This window comes from Rhodococcus sp. T9N (assembly GCF_024436645.1).
GTDB lineage: Bacteria > Actinomycetota > Actinomycetes > Mycobacteriales > Mycobacteriaceae > Rhodococcus_F > Rhodococcus_F qingshengii.
On sequence record NZ_JAMSKS010000004.1, the window covers coordinates 89,572 to 107,322 of the forward strand.

Here is a 17,751-nt window from a genome sequence, read left to right on the forward strand (position 1 = left end):
CCGGACAAGTCACCGGTAATCCCGTCGGGACTTGCGATTTCTCTCGCTCAGAGATCATCAGAAATAGTACAACTCGAAACCAACTGCTCGCTCGGCGTCGAAACCAGGCTTCGGTCCGCTGACCATGTCGATCTGTGCGCGCGCCTGTTCCCGGATCGGCGTGGAACTCAGCGCCGCCAGATATCGCGCATGTTCCGCGAGCGAATCCACGGCGCGATCGACCGTCGACGTCACGTCGACGCAGTGTGTGGGAGTCATCGTATTGACCGCAACCCACCGAACACCGGACCACGGCGCCAGTCCCTGCGCTGTCAATGAGGGAAAGATCCATTCGTTCGCTGCGTCGGCAGTTGCGTCGAGAACGCTGATCCCGAGTGCACGGTGATCTGCGCTGTTCAGATAGCCGGGGCCCCAGGTGTGGGAGAAGTTCATCGTCACCACCAATTCCGGACGGTGGCGGCGAATTGCTGCGGCGAGAGTCGAGCGCAACTCCAAGCCTTCCACGAGACGACCGTCGGGCAGGCCGAGGAACTCCACCTCACCGACACCGACGATCGCGGCCGAGCGACGCTCTTCTTCCTCGCGGATCGGGCCGGACTCCTCGGGCGACAGACCGGCGATTCCGGCCTCGCCGCGCGTGGCCAGGACATATCGCACGTCTTTGCCGCGATCGGTCCACTGCGCCACTGCTGCGGCTGCGCCGTATTCGATGTCATCGGGATGCGCCACGATGACAATCGCGCGCTGCCAGTCCTCGGGGAAGTTTTCCATAGGGCAGATCTTGCCCGTCAGAACCGCGAAGCGGGCGAATTGTCGTCACTTCCCGACATCGCCTTCACCAGGAAGTAGATTCCGAAGCCGACAGCGCCGACCACCAGAACCCAGAAAAGCCCCTTGATCAGCGCACCGACCACCGCGAGTGCGACCCACACCAGTACGACGGCCAAAACGATCTTCCAAAACATGCTTACCTCCAACGTGCCGTTGAATAATCAGTCGAATCGGACAGGTGCTGCGTCGTCCGTAGAACCAGCCTGACAGGTCTGGCGTGACAAAGCAGCAGCTCAGCGGCAAGTTCAGGTAAAGATCAGGGTTCACCCCGAGACCGGCCCTCACGCGGGTCAGGTGTCCAACCCATGGGAGCTTGCTCCTGGCGTAAACTCGCGAAGTTCGATCCCGTATGCCGAAGGAGCACGTCCGCAGTGTCTACGACCCGTTTCCCCGCTCGCGATCTCGCGCATGTCGCCGTCTTCGCCGCACTCATCATCGCGCTGGGCCTACCCGGGTCGATCAACATCGGCATTTCCGGCGTGCCGATCACCCTTCAGTCCATGGGCGTCATGATGGCCGGCGCTCTACTCGGACCGCGCAAGGGTGTTCTCGCCGTCCTGACGGTCATTGCTCTGGGATTGGTCGGTCTACCGGTCCTTGCCGGCGGTCGCACCGCACTCGTGTCTCTATCGAGCCCGACAGCCGGATTCCTCATCGGTTGGATCCCGACGGCGTTTGTCATCGGATGGCTGACCGCCAAGATGCTGCCCAAGTACCGGATCATCGCGGGCATCGGCATCAACCTTCTCGGCGGCGTCGTCGTTCTCTACGCGTTCGGCATCGTTGGAATGATGGTCCGCGGACACATGAGCTTCGTTGCCGCATGGTCGGCCAACGCCGCCTTCATCCCGCTCGACGCCGCAAAAGCAGTCGTCACCGCGTTGGTCGCGTCCCAGGTTCACCGGGCATACCCGGCACTACTGCGCGACTCGGTGATCTCGTCGAACAAAACCGTGGTGGCGAATTAATCTCCGATGAGTGAGATCGTCTTCGAGAACGTCGGACACAGCTTCGGTGAACGAACGGTCCTGCAGCAGATAGATCTGCGACTGAGCGAGCAGCGAATCGGAATCGTGGGTGCGAACGGAAGCGGCAAGTCGACGCTCGCTCGCATGATCAACGGACTGGTCGTTCCGACGGAAGGACACGTCCACGTCAACGGCTTGGACACGGCGAAGAAGGGCCGCGACGTACGCAAGCAGGTCGGATTCGTCTTCACCGATCCCAACCACCAGATCGTGATGCCGACGGTTGCCGAGGACATCGAATTCTCGCTCCGCCGTAGCGGATTGGGCAAAGCCGAGCGCGCCGCAAAGGTGGCCTCGGTGCTCGAACGCTACGGCCTCGCCGGGCACGCCGACCATCCCACCCACCAGCTTTCGGGCGGGCAGAAACAGCTCCTCGCGCTCGCGGCCATCATGGTGACGGAACCGAACGTACTCGTCGCCGACGAACCCACCACGCTCCTCGACCTTCGCAACTCTCGGCTGATCAGCTCGGTATTCGAGTCACTCGATCAGCAACTGATCGTCGTGACCCACCAACTCGATCTCCTCGAGTCCTTCGAACGGGTGTTGGTCGTCGACCAAGGCCGCGTCGTCGCTGACGGCTCCCCCGCCGACTCCATCGATCACTACCGGTCGTTGGTCTCGTGACCACTCTCGGCGTCTACCGTCCGGGCCGCTCACTCCTGCACCGGATGCCGACGGGGATCAAGCTCTTCGCCTTGGTCGTGGCCATCCTCGCCGTCTCGATCTTCGTGCGCGAGCCGTGGCAACTGGCAGCTCCCACGATCGTCGTTGTGGCCCTGTACGCGATTGCGCGCATTCCTCCGATGACTGCGATCCGGCAGCTGCGTCCGGCGCTGTGGATGTTGCTCTTCATCGGGGCGTTCCAGCTGATAGTCGCGGGATGGCAGCGAGCGGCCGTCGTGTGCGGGGTTCTGATCATTTCGATCGCCTTCGCGGCGATCATGGGTCTGACCACACGGATCTCCGAGATGCTCGACGCGATCACCCGGTTCCTGACACCCTTGCGACGCTTCGGCGTCAATCCCGAACGGATCGCTTTGCTCCTCGCAATGACGATCCGGTGCATCCCGCTGATGTTCGAGGTCATCACACAGGTGTCCGAGGCACGCAAGGCGCGAGGGCTCGGATTCTCGCTGCGATCCTTCGCAGTTCCGGTCATCGTCGGCACCCTGATGACCGCTGACGCAATGGGTGAAGCATTGGCGGCCCGCGGCGCCGACGACTGAGATTTCGAACAGGTGCATCGATCAGGCGCGAGGACCGATCAGTTGTACTTGCGGGTGATGTCGTCCACCTCACCGATGGCGTCGGCAAGCGCCGAGAGTCGCTCGGCGGCCGCGTGCAGCGCCGAGAGTTCTCGGTTGAATCCCACCAGAGCCGAAGGGCTGTGAGGCGCTGTCAATGCAGCTGCGGAGGTCACCAGATCCTCGTACTGATCCAACCCCGACTGCAACTCACGAACTGCGCCGTCGATGGTGGGATCAAGAGGTTCGGTTACCTTCGGCGTCGCGGCCACAGCGCGTTCCATCGCGACGACATCCGAAGACACCGCGAACATCGCTCTCAGTGCCGAATCGGCGGTAACAGTGATTTCGTCCAACTCACCGGGGTCGATGGTGTCGGCGCGTCTGAGCACACTCAAGATCTCGAACAGCGAAGTCTCGGCGCCGATGAGGCGAGACATCGGGATGAACGCGCGAGACGACGACGGTGGCAACCGCCTGCGAATCGGCGCGGACGGCGGTGGGCCGGAACTCATCGAACGGTAACGGCCGACCGCGATGACGGCGGGAACCGCGAACAGTGCCGCTCCCCCGCCTGCCACGACCACCGACCACTCGGGGGCCGACGCAACAGCAAGGCCGGCCGTGCCGACCACTGATCCGCCGGACATGAAACCCCAACGCTGAGCGCGTCGACGTGCACGGGCACGTTTGCGCTCGAATTTGGCGCGCGGGTCTTGCCACCGCCGAGCGGCATCCGCCGCCGACAGTCCGACCTCGCGCAATGTGTCCGCGGTGCGTCCCAACGCTCCGAAGGCGCCGGATACGGAAACGGGAACGGTCGACCGGGGCTCGCGCCCAGGTCGACCGTCTCGTGAAGAAAACATCAGAGCATCACTGCCGACATCGAGGATTCGGCTACTGCCCGGTCTGACCGGCAGCCGGGGGCTGCTTCTCGACGGACGGCGTCGCAGGAGTGGCAGCTGAGCCGCCGGAAGGCAGTGCCTCGCCCTTCATGGAGGCACGAATCTGCTCGAGGCGACTGTGCCCTGCCATCTGGACCGAGGCCTGCTGGACCTCCATCATGCGGCCTTGAACGGAGTTCTGGGCGAGCTCGGCAGAGCCGAGTGCGTCGGCGTAACGCCGCTCGATCTTGTCGCGCACAGCATCGAGGCTGGGGGTGTTGCCGGGAGCCGACAGCGTGCTGTCCATGGACCGAAGGGACTCGCTCACGCGCTCCTGCATCTTGGCCTGCTCCAGCTGGCTGAGCAGCTTGGTGCGCTCGGCAACCTTTGCCTGCAGAGTCATCGCGTTCTGCTCGACAGCCTTCTTGGCCTGAGCGGCGGCCTGCAAGGACTGGTCGTGCAGTGCCTTCAGATCTTCGACGCCCTGCTCGGCCGTCACCAACTGGGCCGCAAAAGCTTCGGCAGCGTTGGTGTACTGGATCGCCTTGTCGTTGTCGCCGGCAGCAGCGGCCTGATCGGCGAGGTTGACGGCCTGGCGCGCGTTGGCGTTGAGCTTTTCGACCTCGTCGAGTTGACGGCTGAGCTTCATCTCGAGTTGACGCTGATTACCGATCACCGACGCAGCCTGCTGGGACAACGCCTGATGCTGGCGCTGTGCGTCCTCGATCGCCTGCTGAATCTGAACCTTTGGATCTGCCTTCTCATCGATCTTCGAATTGAAGAGCGCCATCAGGTACTTCCAGCCCTTGACGAAAGGATTAGCCATTGGTTTGATCCTGCCTCCATCTGATGCGCCGCGCCGAACGCGACCCGGAGCGCGACCGTCGCGCACCGAAACAAGGGCTGCGCCCTATCTGCTCTGACCCCACCTGCTGGAAACCGGCGGTTACGTACAAAATCTATCGGTTACGGCCGGTAGTGGCTACGCCGCCGCCAACCTTCGAGCGTTCGGTGCCGGAATCACGACGCGGGTATCGCGTGCGATTGTCGGCGAACCGGAAGCCGAGACCGAACCGGAAGCCGACACGGCGGGTTCGGCGACCTGTCGACCAGCTACCGGAGCGCTCTTCTTCGTGGCCAGGGTCTCGCTCACGTCGACCAGCACGTCGGACAGTGGGACTGCGAGCGCATCACAGATCGCCGCCAACAGTTCGCTCGATGCTTCCTTACGTCCACGTTCCACTTCGGACAGATAGCCCAAGCTCACACGCGCGCTGTTCGACACCTCACGTAGCGTGCGGCTCTGCGAAACGCGCGTACGCCGGAGACTGTCACCGATTGCCTCACGCAATAGCAGCGCCATCTCGCTCCTCCTTCATCCGTGACCTCATCGTGCATGGTCGTACGTCTTCACAATCGTCAACGTCCGAACACATCCGATTGGTTCCCGAGCCTATCGTGCCGCACGCTCTGCGACACGATCACGTAACCGCGACACGGCAGTTGCGACTGCGGTTGTCCGAATCTCCCACCGTTCGCCGCCGAGCGCGAGCGGTACGCATTCGGTTCCGTCCGGGCCGGCGATACCGAGAAACACCGTTCCGACCGGGTGTCCGTCCTGCTCACTCGGACCGGCGACTCCGGTCAGTCCGATACCCCAGTCGGCGCCGCACCTCGTCCGGGCGCCGAGCGCCAAAGCCACGGCGGTGCTCTCGGACACGGGGCCGTCCGTTGCCAGACGCTCGGGATCCACGCCCGCCAGCGTCGCTTTCAGATCGGTCGCGTACACGACCAGGCCCCCACGCAGCACCGCGCTCGACCCTGGCACGGACGCGACCGCAGCCGTGAACAAGCCAGCCGTCAGAGATTCGGCGGCGGCGACAGTATGCCTCGCGGCGCCAAGGGCGTCGACGAGTTCGACCACTCCGAGTGCGAGCAGCGGGTCCGTCATGACTCGACTGCGCGAACTCCGGCGCGAAGCCTGATCGCCTGCACGATGTATTCGATTCCCGTCGCCACCGTCAGCACGACGGCAGCAGCCATCAGCAATCCGCTGACGATGTCCCAACTGCTCGGCAGCGGGCAGAGGTAGAACCCGATCGCGACGGCCTGCACGAGGGTCTTGAGCTTGCCGCCCTTGCCCGCCGGGATGACCGCGTGCCGCAGTACCGCGAACCGCAACAGCGTGATTCCGAGTTCTCTGGCGATGATCACTCCGGTCACCCACCACGACAGGTCACCGAGAACCGAAAGACCGATCAGCGCGGCGCCGATCAGTGCCTTGTCCGCGATCGGGTCCATGAGTTTGCCGAAATCGGTGACCAGACCGTACTTCCGAGCCAATTGGCCGTCGATCCGATCCGTGATCGCGGCGACGATGAACACGCCCATTGCCCCGAGACGCCACCACGTCGAGTGTCCGCCGTCGACGAACAGAACAACGAGAAAAACCGGAACGAGAACCATTCGGACCATCGTGAGAATGTTCGCGATGTTCAGCAACGGAACCGGGTTGTCCGCGACAGGTGTGCCGTCGGACGGGCCGACGGCGGCGCGATGGGCGTCGGTCTGATCGCGCGGGGTACTCATCGGATCACCGCACAGGCGGTGAGCCGAACCCGGGACAAAGCCGAGCGGCGCGGGAATTGCGTGGGGCGGACAGGCACGCGACTTAGAATATCGGTAGGGCCATTGACTAATGTGCACCACATGACTTCGACCGCGCCGACCTATACCGAGAGCCAGTTGATCGTGCGTCGCGCGCGAACGTCGGACATCCCCGAAATCAAGCGTCTGATCGACATCTACGCCGGCAAGATCCTCCTCGAGAAGAATCTCGTGACACTGTACGAGGCAGTCCAGGAGTTCTGGGTCGCCGAGCGAGGCGGCCAGGTAATCGCTTGCGGCGCACTGCATGTGCTGTGGGCGGACCTGGGTGAGATCCGCACCGTCGCAGTCGATCCGACTGCCAAAGGCCAGGGCGCAGGTTTCCACGTCGTCGACAAACTCATCGAGGTCGCCAAGGAATTGGAGTTGGAACGGTTGTTCGTTTTGACGTTCGAGACCGAGTTCTTCCACCGTCACGGATTCGCGGAGATCGACGGCACCCCCGTCACCGCCGAGGTCTATGCGGAAATGTGTCGGTCCTACGACGCCGGCGTCGCCGAGTTCCTCGATCTGAGCTATGTGAAACCCAACACACTCGGCAATACTCGCATGCTCCTGACTCTCTGAACCGTTCAGACTCTTCACACACCACCCTCTCGATCACCAGCCCCGAAAGCGGTTCACGATGTCGTTGTTCCTCGTCGAATACACCTACGCGCCCGAGAAGAACGCTCAGCGCGACGAAGTCCGTAGCGATCACCGCGCGTGGCTCGCGGATCTGGTTTCCCGCTCGATCGTCTTGTCATCCGGCCCGTTTGCAGATGGAAACGGCGCGCTGATCATCGTCGACGCCGCAGACGCCGACACCGTTTCCCTCCTCTTCACCCACGATCCGTTCGCGATCGCCGATTTGATCGAGAAGGTCCGGATCACCGAGTGGGTTCCGGTGTTGGGTCAGTTCAGCGCCTGAGAGCCCCGGCCCCGGCTTACTCCCCCGCCCGGTCGCGAGTCTTCAACAGGCTCGCGACCGTCGTCACCGCCAATACTCCGATGATCACTCCGAGTGAGAGTGCCGTGGAGATTTCCGGGACGGAGACGTGTTCACCTCCGTTGACGAACGAGAGGGTGTTCTCGTGCAACGCGTGAAGTACCAATTTCACACCGATGAACGCCAGGATTATCGAGAGCCCGTACGAGAGATAGACCAGCCTTTCGAGCAACCCACCGATCAGGAAGTACAGCTGCCGTAGACCCATCAGCGCGAAGGCGTTGGCGGTGAACACCAGATACGGTTCCTGGGTCAGACCGTAGATCGCCGGAATCGAATCGAGCGCGAAGAGCACGTCGGCAAACCCGATTGCGATGAGCGCCAACAACAACGGTGTCACGACGCGCTTGCCGTCGATCCGGGTGATCAGTTTGTCCCCGTCGTATTCCTCGGTTGTCGGCAGCACCCGCTTCACGAGTGAGATGATGCGACTGTCGCGCTTCTCCTCGGCTTCCTTCTCATGCCCGTGATCGCGGATCAGGGTGTACGCGGTGTAGATCAGGAACGCACCGAAGAGGTAGAACACCCAGCTGTACGCATTGATGGCGGCCGCACCGACTCCGATGAAGATTCCGCGCATCACCAATGCGAGGACGATGCCGATCAGCAGGACTTTCTGCTGGAACTCTCGCGGGACGGCGAACGTCGACATGATGATCACGAAGACGAACAGATTGTCGACCGAGAGCGCCTTCTCCGTGACGTAGCCGGCGAAGTACTCACCGCCGTACGTGGTGCCCCAGATCCACATCACGACGAATCCGAAGACGATGGCGATCGAAATGTAGACCGTCGACCAGAATGCGGACTCCCGGAAGGTCGGCGCATGCGGAGTGCGGACGTGGGCGAAGAAGTCGAAGACGAACAGGCCGAGGATCACCACGATCGTGATTCCCCAAGCCAACGGCGTCACATGCACGGGTTCCTCCGGTCGTCTGTCGACGGCTTCTCCGCCGAGGTGTCCCTACTCGTCTGCAGGTGCCTCATCCGGGTCGCCGCCGCGTATCGACCACAGCAGACCGTCGAGCTCCTCGGGCTTCATGAGCACCTCGCGTGCCTTCGAGCCCTCGCTGGGTCCGACGACGCCGCGGTTTTCCATGAGGTCCATCAGTCTGCCGGCCTTGGCGAACCCGACTCGTAGCTTGCGCTGCAACATCGACGTCGAACCGAATTGACTCGTGATGACCAATTCCACGGCCTGCAGGAGGACATCCATGTCGTCCCCGATGTCAGGATCGACGTCTTTCTTCTCCCCTGCCTTCTGCGCGGTGACACCTTCGGTGTACTCGGGCTCGGCCTGGTTCTTCGCGAAGTCGACGACCGCCGAGATTTCCTCGTCGGTGATGAACGCGCCCTGCATACGGGTCGGCTTACCCGCGCCCATGGGCAGGAAGAGGCCGTCACCCATACCGATGAGCTTCTCGGCTCCGGGCTGATCGAGGATGACTCGCGAGTCCGTCAGTGAAGACGTCGCGAACGCCAGACGCGAAGGCACGTTGGTCTTGATCAGGCCGGTGACGACGTCGACGGACGGGCGCTGCGTTGCCAGCACCAGGTGGATACCGGCAGCACGGGCTTTCTGCGTGATGCGGACGATTGCTTCTTCGACGTCGCGCGGCGCGGTCATCATGAGGTCTGCCAGCTCGTCCACGATCGCCAGGATGTAGGGGTACGGACGGTAGACGCGCTCGCTGCCCAGCGGGGCGGTGATTTCCCCGGACTTGACCTTGGAGTTGAAGTCGTCGATATGACGCACCCGGTTGGCCTGCATGTCCTGGTAGCGCTGTTCCATCTCCTCGACCAACCAGGCCAGCGCTGCCGCTGCCTTCTTCGGCTGAGTGATGATCGGCGTGATCAGGTGCGGGATACCTTCGTACGGCGTGAGCTCGACCATCTTGGGGTCGATGAGGATCATCCGTACTTCTTCGGGCGTTGCTCGGGTGAGCAACGAGACGAGCATCGAGTTCACGAAGCTCGACTTACCCGAGCCGGTCGAACCTGCCACCAGAAGGTGGGGCATCTTCGCGAGGTTCGCACTGACGAAGTCACCTTCGATGTCCTTACCGAGACCGATCACCAGCGGATGGTGATCGCGTCGGGTGCTCGGCGCGTTCAAAACGTCGGCGAGGCGGACCATTTCGCGGTCGGAGTTCGGTACCTCGATACCCACCGCGGACTTACCCGGAATGGGGGCCAGGAGGCGGACGTTGTCGGTTGCCACGGCGTACGCGATGTTGCGGGCGAGCGCGGTGATCTTCTCGACCTTCACGCCTGGGCCGAGTTCGACCTCGTAGCGCGTCACCGTCGGTCCGCGGGTGAAACCGGTAACAGCGGCATCGATCTTGAACTGTTCGAGGACTTCGCTGATCGCCTCGATCATCGCGTCGTTCGCAGAACTGCGGAGCTTGGGCGGGTCTCCCTCGATCAGCAACGTCGTCGGCGGGAGGTTGTAGTCGCCGTCGGTGACCCGATCGGTGACGAAGTGTTCCTTCTCCTCCGGCTCCGGTTCGGGTTTCGGCACGGGCTTGGCGATGGGGACCGAACGCGCAGGCACCTTGGGGCGCGGTGCCGGCGTCTCCACGACGGGCGCTGCCGCAGCCGCGACGGGCTCGTCGGGTACTGCGGTGTCGTCGGCGTTCCACAGACCGAGGACTTCGGTCTTCTTGTCTCCGGATTCGAACTCGTCCGTCGGGTAGTTGTCGATCGGTGCGCGTCGACTGGTCCGCTTGGCGGGCTTGAGCGGCGGCTCGGCGTAGGTGTCGACCGGGTAGCCGTCGGCGTCGAACAGTGAAGGATCGTAAGCAGATTCGCCGTAGTGGTGCTCACCGTCCTCGTCGAATTCGGATCCGTAGTCGCCGTATTCATCCGAGCGATACGAGGCGCCGAAGAAGGACTGGAACTTGCTCGGCACCTCACGCAGAGTCGTTCCGGTCAGAAGGAGGATTCCGAATCCGGCGCCGATGACCAGCAGCGGCGCAGACAGCCAGACGGTGAGCCCGTTGGTGAGCGGGCCGCCCACGACGTATCCGACAAACCCTGCGCCGTTGGAGCGACCGGTGGCGTCTGTCGGTGAACCCGAGATGATGTGCCAGAGGCCGAGCGCCGGCAGACCGACCAGCAAGGATCCCATGATCAGTCGGGGCCGGATCTCAGGTTTCGGTTCGGTGCGCATCAACAGGATCGCGAGGCCGACGCCGACGATGGGGAGCACGGCCGAGGCCGCGCCGAAGATCGCCCGCACGAGGGTGTCGATGCCGCCGCCGATCGGACCACCGGCCTTGAACCAGACGCCACCGGCGATGACGACGCTGAATGCGATCAGGCCGAGCGCTATTCCGTCGCGGCGGTGGCCGGCTTCGATCTCGCCGACCTTACTGACGGTGCGTGTGGTGGCGCCGACGCCGCGGGCAGCCAGGGACCACCCGGCTCCGATTCCCTTGCCCACAGCGGCCAACGGGCTGGCCCGCTGAGAGGTTTTCGATACCGGGCGGCGCGCGGCCGACGACGTACCGGACGCCTTCTTGGGCGCCGGCTTGGAGCCTTTGCCCGACGCGGGGCGCCCACCAGCCCTGGCCGAAGTCGTGACATTTCGAGGAGTCGATACGGTTCGCGTGGTGCGCGAGGCACGAGGTTTTGCGGTTGCGCGCGCGCTCGGAGTAGAGGCTGACGACCTGGTCGATGCCCTGGACGTAGACGTGCTTGTACTGGATCCCCGGGCGCTCGACTTACCTGCCATGGAGTTCAGGCTAGTCTGTGCGACCCCATCTGGACCATCCGCAACACCAGCAACACTGGTGGCGAGTGCGAAACGTGATCTTCACAACCCGTCTGTCGAGTTCGGCTCCGGCAGAAGGGGGCCATCAGAAACTGCGATCGAGCGCCATCACGGATTGAACGTCGGCCAGTTCACCTTTGGCTTCGATCTTCACCTCGCTGCGACCGAAAGCGTGCAGCAGCAACTCGGCGGGTTCACCCTGCAGGACAACACTGCGAGAGCCGGATTTGTGGACGACCGCACTCTCGCCGGACGGAAGTTCGAAAATGACCTCGACAGCGGCTTTGCGGTAACCCATCTTGCCGATCTGCCGGGCGTACTTCCACAGCTGAGCCTGCCGACCCTCCGACAACGGACGCGGCGCCCAGTTCAGATGTGCGCGTCGTACATCTTCGTGGTGGACGAACATTTCCGTGGTATTTACCTGCGCGTCGAGCCAGTACATCGGCGACCACCGAGGCGGCCCACTCCGAACGTCGTCGAGGATCTCCTCCCACGGACGCGCCGCTGCGGCCTTACGCACGCTCTCGGTGTGACCGGCAAGAGGGCTCAACATGATTCCGGGAGCGGCGTCGAGACGCCGCTCCCGGACTATCAGATGTGCTGCCAGGTCACGATTGGTCCACTCCCCACACAGTGTCGGAGCATCGGGGCCGAATTCGACCATGCTGTCCACCAGGGCGAGTCGTTCGTCATGAGCGAAGGTCACCTTCGCCAAAGTACTCGAACCGGACCGGGTTCGAGCGGAAGCGACCTGCTGTGCCGAATCTACGGAACCGCGATGACCGTCGGAATGATCATCGGACGGCGGCGGTACTTGTCCGCGACCCAGCGTCCGACGACGCGGCGCACCGACTGCGCGATGCGATGAGCGTCGATGACGCCTTCGCTCGCCAACCGGGCCAGGTCCGATTCCACGAGATCCGCGGCAGCCTTGAGCGCTGTCGGATCGTCGGAGAAGCCGCGACCGGACACCTCGGGGGTGCTGACCGCACGGCCCGTCGACTCGTTGATGACGATGGTGATCGCGATGAAGCCGCCCTCACCGAGCACGAGGCGATCGGACAGCGTCGGCTCACCGACGTCGCCGACGGACAGACCGTCGACGTAGACGTGTCCGACCGGTACGCGTCCGACGATCTCGGCGAGGCCGTCCACCATGTCGACCACGACGCCGTCCTCGGCCAATACGATGCGCTCTTCCGGCACGCCGGTTGCCTTTGCCAGCGCGGCGTTGGCACGCAGGTGCCGCCATTCACCGTGGACGGGCATGGCATTGGTGGGCCGAACCGCGTTGTACAGGTAGAGCAACTCACCGGCGGACGCGTGGCCCGAGACGTGAACCTTGGCGCTCTGCTGGGTCACGACGGTGGCACCGCGCTTGGCCAAACCGTTGACCACGGCGAAAACGGAGTTCTCGTTGCCCGGGATCAGCGAAGACGCGAGAACGACCAGGTCGTTGGCGCGGATGTTGATCTGACGGTGTTCGCCGCGCGCCATACGCGAGAGCGCTGCCAACGGCTCACCTTGCGAACCCGTCGAAATGAGCACCAGGCGATCGTCGGGAAGGGTGGCGGCGGTGTCGATGTCTACGACGAGGCCGTCGGGCACCGTCAGGTAGCCCAGATCCTGGGCGATCTGCATGTTGCGGACCATCGAGCGGCCGACGAAGACGATGCGGCGGTTGTACCGAGCGGCTACGTCGACGACCTGCTGGATGCGATGCACATGGCTGGCGAAAGATGCCACGATGACGCGCTGCTTCGCCTTGCCGATGACGTTGTCGAGCACTCCCCCGATTTCGCGCTCGGGTGTGACGAATCCCGGAACTTCGGCGTTCGTCGAGTCGACGAGGAACAGGTCGACGCCCTCGTCGCCCAGGCGGGAGAATCCGGCGAGGTCGGTCAGGCGGCCGTCGAGAGGCAGCTGATCGAGCTTGATGTCACCGGTGTGCAGTACGACGCCGGCGTCGGTGCGAATCGCGATCGCGAGAGCGTCGGGAATCGAGTGGTTGACCGCGAAGTACTCGCAGTCGAACGGGCCATGGGTGGTGGTGTTTCCCTCGACGACCTCGACCAGGTTCGGACGCAGGCGATGCTCGCGGCACTTGGCGGCAACGAGAGCGAGAGTGAACTTCGCGCCGATGACCGGAATGTCCGCGCGCAGACGCAGCAAGAACGGCAGAGCACCGATGTGGTCCTCGTGTCCGTGAGTCAAGATGACGGCTTCGACGTCGTCCATACGGTCTTCGATGTAGCGGAAGTCCGGGAGGATCAGGTCGACGCCAGGCTGCTGGTCCTCGGGGAACAGCACACCGCAGTCGACGATCAGCAACTTGCCACGGTGCTCGAACACCGTCATGTTGCGACCGATTTCGCCGATGCCGCCCAGCGCGACGATGCGCAAACCCGATGCCGGCGCCTTCGGGGGTGTTCCGAGGCGACCCGTGGGATCGACGGCCGGACGGTTCTCGGGGCGCTTGTTTCCGCGCCCGTTGCCCGACTTCGATGCTGCCGGTCGGTTACCGCCGGAAGATTTGCGCGGCGACCTCTCTTCGGTCGACTTCTTGGGTGCAGCAGATTTGGTGGCAGTGGACTTGGTTGCTGCAGATTTGGTTGCTGCGGCCTTCTTGGGCGGGGCGGCTGCGGCGGGGGCCGCTTCTGCCGCCGGCGCAGCTGGTGCCTCTACCGGTGCGGCCTTTGCGGCCGTTTCGGGAGCCGGAGGCGAAGGCGGACCGGCTTGACGACTGGCACTACGACGTCGGGGGGGACGGGTCATTTACAAAACTCCTGCCGCATGCAGATCGGCGGCAAGACCGTCGATCTGCTCTTTAGTGGGTGCAACCTGCGGAAGGCGTGGTTCTCCGACATCGATTCCGATGAGTCGCAGACCCGCCTTCGAAGCGCTGACACCGCCGAGGCGGGCAACGGAACGAATCACAGGGATCAAACTGAGGTTTATCTCGCGTGCGCGGGCGATGTCGCCGGACACGAACGCGGTGTGAAGGTCACGGAGACGACCCGGAACAAGATGGCCGATGACGCTGACGAAGCCGGTGGCGCCGACAGCGAGCCACGGCAGATTCAGCGGGTCGTCGCCGGAGAAGAACTGAAGCTCGGTGGTGCCGATCAACTCTGCGCCGGCGTTGAGGTCGCCCTTGGCGTCCTTGACGGCCTTGATTCGCGGGTGCTCGGCGAGTCGGCGGATCGTCTCGGTCTCGATGGGAACGACGGAGCGGGGCGGAATGTCGTACAACATGACGGGCAGGTCGGTCGCGTTGGCGACGGCGGTGAAGTGTGCAAACAGTCCGGCCTGGGGCGGACGTGAGTAATACGGGGTGACGACGAGCAGACCGTGCGCTCCGGCGCGAGCCGCGTCACGTGCGAGTTCGACGCTGTGAGCGGTGTCGTTGCTGCCGGCGCCTGCAACGATCTTCGCGCGGTTACCGACGGCGTCGATCACTGCGCGGAGCAGGTCGAGCTTCTCGGACTCGGTGGTGGTGGGAGATTCACCGGTGGTACCGGCAAGAACGAGGCCGTCACAGCCGTTGTCGACGAGATGGGCTGCGAGGCGCACTCCCGCGTCGACGTCCAACTTCCCGTCGGCAGTGAACGGGGTCACCATCGCAACGGAAATGGTGCCGAACGGACGCTCGACAAGAGAAGCGGAATCACCGTAGGTCATGGTCAGAAGGTTACCCGGTTCAGCTCTTACTTCTGCACACGAGTCACGACTCGGCCGCAAATGCGCTGACGGCAATTTCCGATCCGTCGCTTCCGCGAAGAATCTCGTAGTCCCCGAACACATTTGGCGCGACATCACGAAGCTGACGCAGGCACTCGACCGCGACTCGCCGGATCTCGACATCCGCATGTTCGGTGGCACGCATCTCGACGAAGTGCCGCCAGGCCCGATAGTTCCCGGTCACGACCAAGCGCGTCTCGGTGGCGTTGGGCAGCACCGAGCGCGCAGCCTGCCTGGCTTGCTTGCCCCGCATCGGGGCACCGGGCACCGATTGCAGTTTCCCTTCGAGGGCAGTCAGCAGTTCCCCGTAAGCGCGACGGCTTTCGTCGGTGGCATGCAGAAACAGTGCTTCGAGCTCGGGATCACCTTCGACAGCAGGAGGCACGACGACGTTTGCATCGTTCTCACGGACGAATCGCTGCGAGAGTTGCGAGTACGAGAAGTGCCGGTGACGAATCAATTCGTGAGTGCACGAGCGCGAGATACCGGTGATGTAGAAGCTCACTGTCGCATGCTCGAGCACCGAAACGTGTCCGACCTCGAGCAGATGCCTCAGATAGCCGGCGTTGGTTGCGGTTCGCGGATTCGGCTTGGACCAACTCTGGTAGCAGGCTCGACCGGAGAACTCGACGAGCGCTTCGCCACCATCCGCGTCCGTCTCCCACGGAATGTCCTCGGGCGGGAAGAACTCGGACTTCGCCACCAACTGCACTTTCAGTGACACCGTGTTCGGCACAACCCACTCCTCGACAAGCACGAAACGACCAGCACGAAACCCGGGCGCCGTTCGCCTCAGGTGCTGGGCAACTCTATAGCGGTCGACCGCCCTCGATACCGAGTGACGTCATCACAGCCTTGACTGACGTCACTTTTGACGCCACTGTGGTGTCATGGACATTTCGGAGTACACCGCAAAGCTGCAGAACGACCTCGCCACTGCAGCCGAACTCGGCGACGATCACACGCGCCGGATTGCGGCGTCGTTGTCCGCCGCCATCGAACCCTCGGTCCGCCTGGTCTTGTTGGCCGCGGCGACGGAACTGGCCAAGGAGATCGGGGCGAAGCTGGGCGACCGAGAGGTCAAGGTGAATCTCGACGGAAGCGAATTACTGGTCGACGTCGTTCGCCCGCCGAACTCGACCGGCGGCGAAGGTGCAAACGAGAAGGCAGACGACGAGAAGAAGGACTCAACCTACTCGTTCGACGACGTCAGCGGAGATATCAGCCGGGTGACGTTGAGGATGATGGAACAGATCAAAGCCCGCGCCGAGGAGGCCGCCAATCAGAACGGAGTCTCCCTCAACTCGTGGGTTTCACAAGCCGTCCAGGGCGCATTGCGGGACCAGATGCGCAAGAACGGCATGGACTAGCTCGACGCCAACCCGATCACCGAATGATCTAATTGCGCAACTGCAGTAATCACGAACCGTTGCCGCAAGGCGAGAAGGAGCACGTTCATGGCCGTTTCGGGCGTCAAGGAATTCGAGATCAAGGCTGATCCGGAAACGGTGATGAAGGCCGTAGCAGCCGTCGATCGGCTGCCGGAGTGGTCGTCTGCACACAAGAAGATCACCATCGAGAGCACCCACGACGACGGTCGCCCCCATCGCGTTCGCATGGCCGTGTCCATTCTGGGAATCAACGACGAGCAGGTAGTCGACTACACCTTCGAGGGCGACGAGAAGGTGACCTGGACCCTCGTGGAGAGCGGTCAGCAGAACCAGCAGGACGGCTCGTACGTCTTGACTCCCACCGACGGTGGAACCAAAGTCACCTTCGAACTGACCATCGATCCCAAGATCCCGCTGCCGGGCTTCCTGGTGAAGAAGGCACAGAAGACGGCGCTGGAAACAGCGAGCAAGGGCCTGACGAAGTTCGTCGAAAACTTCTGAGCGCACACGCAATTCAGGCGGCCCTTACTTCCGGCGTTCATCGCCGGGTAGGGGCCGTTTGCCGTGAAGCCGAGCTGTGTTTTCGCGGAAGTCCCTGCCGATGTTGAAGATTCGCCGGTAGCCGGGGACCGCCCGGAGTAACGTCGGCCGCGTGTCCGCCGAGACCGCAGAGCCCAACTCCATGGCACCCGTGCGCATCCTCGTCTACAGCGACGACGCACACACGCGCGAGCAAGTTCGGCTCGCTCTCGGAGAGCGCCCACATCCGTCGATGCCCACCATCGACTACATCGAGGTCGCGACGGCACCGATCGTCGTAGCCAAGCTCGATGCCGGCGGAATCGACCTCGCCATTCTCGACGGCGAGGCGAGTCCGGCGGGCGGCATGGGCGTCGCGAAACAACTCAAGGACGAGATCGCCGACTGTCCACCGATCCTCGTACTGACCGGTCGACCCGACGATGCGTGGCTGGCGTCGTGGTCGAGAGCGGAAGCCTCAGTGCCGCAGCCGATAGATCCGATCGAACTTGCTTCCACCGTCATCGCGCTTCTGCGTCGACAACTGAGCCGGTGAGCACCCGTTGCAGCGGTGATTCGTTGCGGCGCCGACTACTTCGGACTTTCGAGAGCGAAACTCGGCACCCCGAAAACGAACCCAATGTCGGAGGCCTCCCCTAGTGTGGGTGTCGCAGGTC

At 63.3% G+C, this 17,751-nt stretch carries 21 protein-coding genes; 8 read left to right on the plus strand and 13 right to left on the minus strand.

The annotated features are described in order from the left end of the window. Positions 1-57: 57 nt before the first annotated feature. Positions 58-771: a PIG-L deacetylase family protein gene (locus M1L53_RS09130; protein ID WP_007735164.1), complete on the minus strand. Its 714-nt coding sequence runs from the start codon at positions 769-771 to the stop codon at positions 58-60. 17 nt (positions 772-788) lie between these two features. Then, a complete protein-coding gene (locus M1L53_RS09135) occupies positions 789-965 on the minus strand; it encodes a hypothetical protein (protein ID WP_003942133.1) in 177 nt (58 codons plus the stop codon). A 237-nt stretch (positions 966-1,202) separates the two neighbouring features. On the opposite strand from M1L53_RS09135, the gene M1L53_RS09140 reads away from it, so the two are divergent. The 3 genes from M1L53_RS09140 to M1L53_RS09150 are packed head-to-tail and all read left to right on the plus strand — an operon-like array spanning position 1,203 to position 3,088. Further along, positions 1,203-1,799 carry a biotin transporter BioY gene (locus tag M1L53_RS09140; RefSeq protein ID WP_007735162.1) on the plus strand — a complete coding sequence of 199 codons (597 nt, stop codon included), beginning with the start codon at positions 1,203-1,205 and terminating at the stop codon, positions 1,797-1,799. Between the two features lie 6 nt (positions 1,800-1,805). Continuing rightward, the gene (locus M1L53_RS09145) at positions 1,806-2,486 is read left to right on the plus strand and encodes an energy-coupling factor ABC transporter ATP-binding protein (RefSeq protein ID WP_007735161.1); all 681 of its coding nucleotides are present in this window, start codon (positions 1,806-1,808) and stop codon (positions 2,484-2,486) included. Beyond that, positions 2,483-3,088: an energy-coupling factor transporter transmembrane protein EcfT gene (locus M1L53_RS09150; protein WP_042450682.1), complete on the plus strand. Its 606-nt coding sequence runs from the start codon at positions 2,483-2,485 to the stop codon at positions 3,086-3,088. Before M1L53_RS09145 ends, M1L53_RS09150 begins: the two co-directional genes overlap by 4 nt. A 38-nt stretch (positions 3,089-3,126) precedes the next feature. On the opposite strand, the gene M1L53_RS09155 is transcribed toward M1L53_RS09150, so the two are convergent. From M1L53_RS09155 to pgsA, 5 genes are all read right to left on the minus strand, one after another. Then, positions 3,127-3,972 (minus strand): phage shock envelope stress response protein PspM, encoded by an 846-nt coding sequence (locus M1L53_RS09155; protein ID WP_231783326.1) that lies wholly within the window; start codon positions 3,970-3,972, stop codon positions 3,127-3,129. A 31-nt stretch (positions 3,973-4,003) separates the two neighbouring features. Further along, positions 4,004-4,816: a phage shock protein PspA gene (pspA, locus tag M1L53_RS09160; protein ID WP_054188533.1), complete on the minus strand. Its 813-nt coding sequence runs from the start codon at positions 4,814-4,816 to the stop codon at positions 4,004-4,006. A gap of 156 nt (positions 4,817-4,972) precedes the next feature. Further along, a complete protein-coding gene (locus M1L53_RS09165; RefSeq protein ID WP_003942191.1) occupies positions 4,973-5,353 on the minus strand; it encodes a helix-turn-helix domain-containing protein in 381 nt (126 codons plus the stop codon). Between the two features lie 90 nt (positions 5,354-5,443). Further along, a complete protein-coding gene (locus M1L53_RS09170; protein WP_030535560.1) occupies positions 5,444-5,941 on the minus strand; it encodes a CinA family protein in 498 nt (165 codons plus the stop codon). Continuing rightward, the gene (gene pgsA, locus M1L53_RS09175; RefSeq protein ID WP_003942125.1) at positions 5,938-6,579 is read right to left on the minus strand and encodes a CDP-diacylglycerol--glycerol-3-phosphate 3-phosphatidyltransferase; all 642 of its coding nucleotides are present in this window, start codon (positions 6,577-6,579) and stop codon (positions 5,938-5,940) included. Before pgsA ends, M1L53_RS09170 begins: the two co-directional genes overlap by 4 nt. Before the next feature lie 120 nt (positions 6,580-6,699). Between pgsA and M1L53_RS09180 the strand changes: the two genes are divergently transcribed. Both M1L53_RS09180 and M1L53_RS09185 read left to right on the plus strand, forming a co-directional pair. Beyond that, complete coding sequence (locus M1L53_RS09180; protein ID WP_007735157.1) at positions 6,700-7,224, plus strand: amino-acid N-acetyltransferase; 525 nt, start codon at positions 6,700-6,702, stop codon at positions 7,222-7,224. A gap of 58 nt (positions 7,225-7,282) precedes the next feature. Further along, positions 7,283-7,567 (plus strand): YciI family protein, encoded by a 285-nt coding sequence (locus tag M1L53_RS09185; protein ID WP_003942124.1) that lies wholly within the window; start codon positions 7,283-7,285, stop codon positions 7,565-7,567. Between the two features lie 16 nt (positions 7,568-7,583). Here M1L53_RS09185 and M1L53_RS09190 read toward each other — a convergent pair whose 3' ends face one another. From M1L53_RS09190 to thyX, 6 genes are all read right to left on the minus strand, one after another. Then, positions 7,584-8,564, minus strand: a complete 981-nt coding sequence (locus M1L53_RS09190) for a TerC family protein (RefSeq protein ID WP_054188534.1) — start codon at positions 8,562-8,564, stop codon at positions 7,584-7,586. A 45-nt stretch (positions 8,565-8,609) separates the two neighbouring features. Next, positions 8,610-11,381, minus strand: a complete 2,772-nt coding sequence (locus M1L53_RS09195) for a DNA translocase FtsK (protein ID WP_083471240.1) — start codon at positions 11,379-11,381, stop codon at positions 8,610-8,612. 124 nt (positions 11,382-11,505) lie between these two features. After that, the gene (locus tag M1L53_RS09200; RefSeq protein ID WP_054188535.1) at positions 11,506-12,129 is read right to left on the minus strand and encodes a TIGR03085 family metal-binding protein; all 624 of its coding nucleotides are present in this window, start codon (positions 12,127-12,129) and stop codon (positions 11,506-11,508) included. 59 nt (positions 12,130-12,188) lie between these two features. Next, the gene (locus M1L53_RS09205) at positions 12,189-14,198 is read right to left on the minus strand and encodes a ribonuclease J (protein ID WP_054188536.1); all 2,010 of its coding nucleotides are present in this window, start codon (positions 14,196-14,198) and stop codon (positions 12,189-12,191) included. Further along, positions 14,199-15,104: a 4-hydroxy-tetrahydrodipicolinate synthase gene (dapA, locus tag M1L53_RS09210; RefSeq protein WP_003942142.1), complete on the minus strand. Its 906-nt coding sequence runs from the start codon at positions 15,102-15,104 to the stop codon at positions 14,199-14,201. 43 nt (positions 15,105-15,147) lie between these two features. Next, the gene (thyX, locus tag M1L53_RS09215; RefSeq protein ID WP_054188588.1) at positions 15,148-15,900 is read right to left on the minus strand and encodes an FAD-dependent thymidylate synthase; all 753 of its coding nucleotides are present in this window, start codon (positions 15,898-15,900) and stop codon (positions 15,148-15,150) included. Between the two features lie 154 nt (positions 15,901-16,054). Here thyX and M1L53_RS09220 point away from each other — a divergent pair, with 154 nt between their 5' ends. The 3 genes from M1L53_RS09220 (at position 16,055) to M1L53_RS09230 (ending at position 17,630) form a co-directional block, all read left to right on the plus strand. Then, entirely contained in the window at positions 16,055-16,534 is a 480-nt protein-coding gene (locus M1L53_RS09220; protein WP_003942206.1) for a toxin-antitoxin system HicB family antitoxin, read from the plus strand. 87 nt (positions 16,535-16,621) lie between these two features. Further along, positions 16,622-17,056, plus strand: a complete 435-nt coding sequence (locus tag M1L53_RS09225; RefSeq protein ID WP_003942203.1) for an SRPBCC family protein — start codon at positions 16,622-16,624, stop codon at positions 17,054-17,056. Between the two features lie 181 nt (positions 17,057-17,237). Further along, positions 17,238-17,630 carry a response regulator transcription factor gene (locus M1L53_RS09230; RefSeq protein WP_042450864.1) on the plus strand — a complete coding sequence of 131 codons (393 nt, stop codon included), beginning with the start codon at positions 17,238-17,240 and terminating at the stop codon, positions 17,628-17,630. The last annotated feature ends 121 nt before the right edge of the window (positions 17,631-17,751 follow it).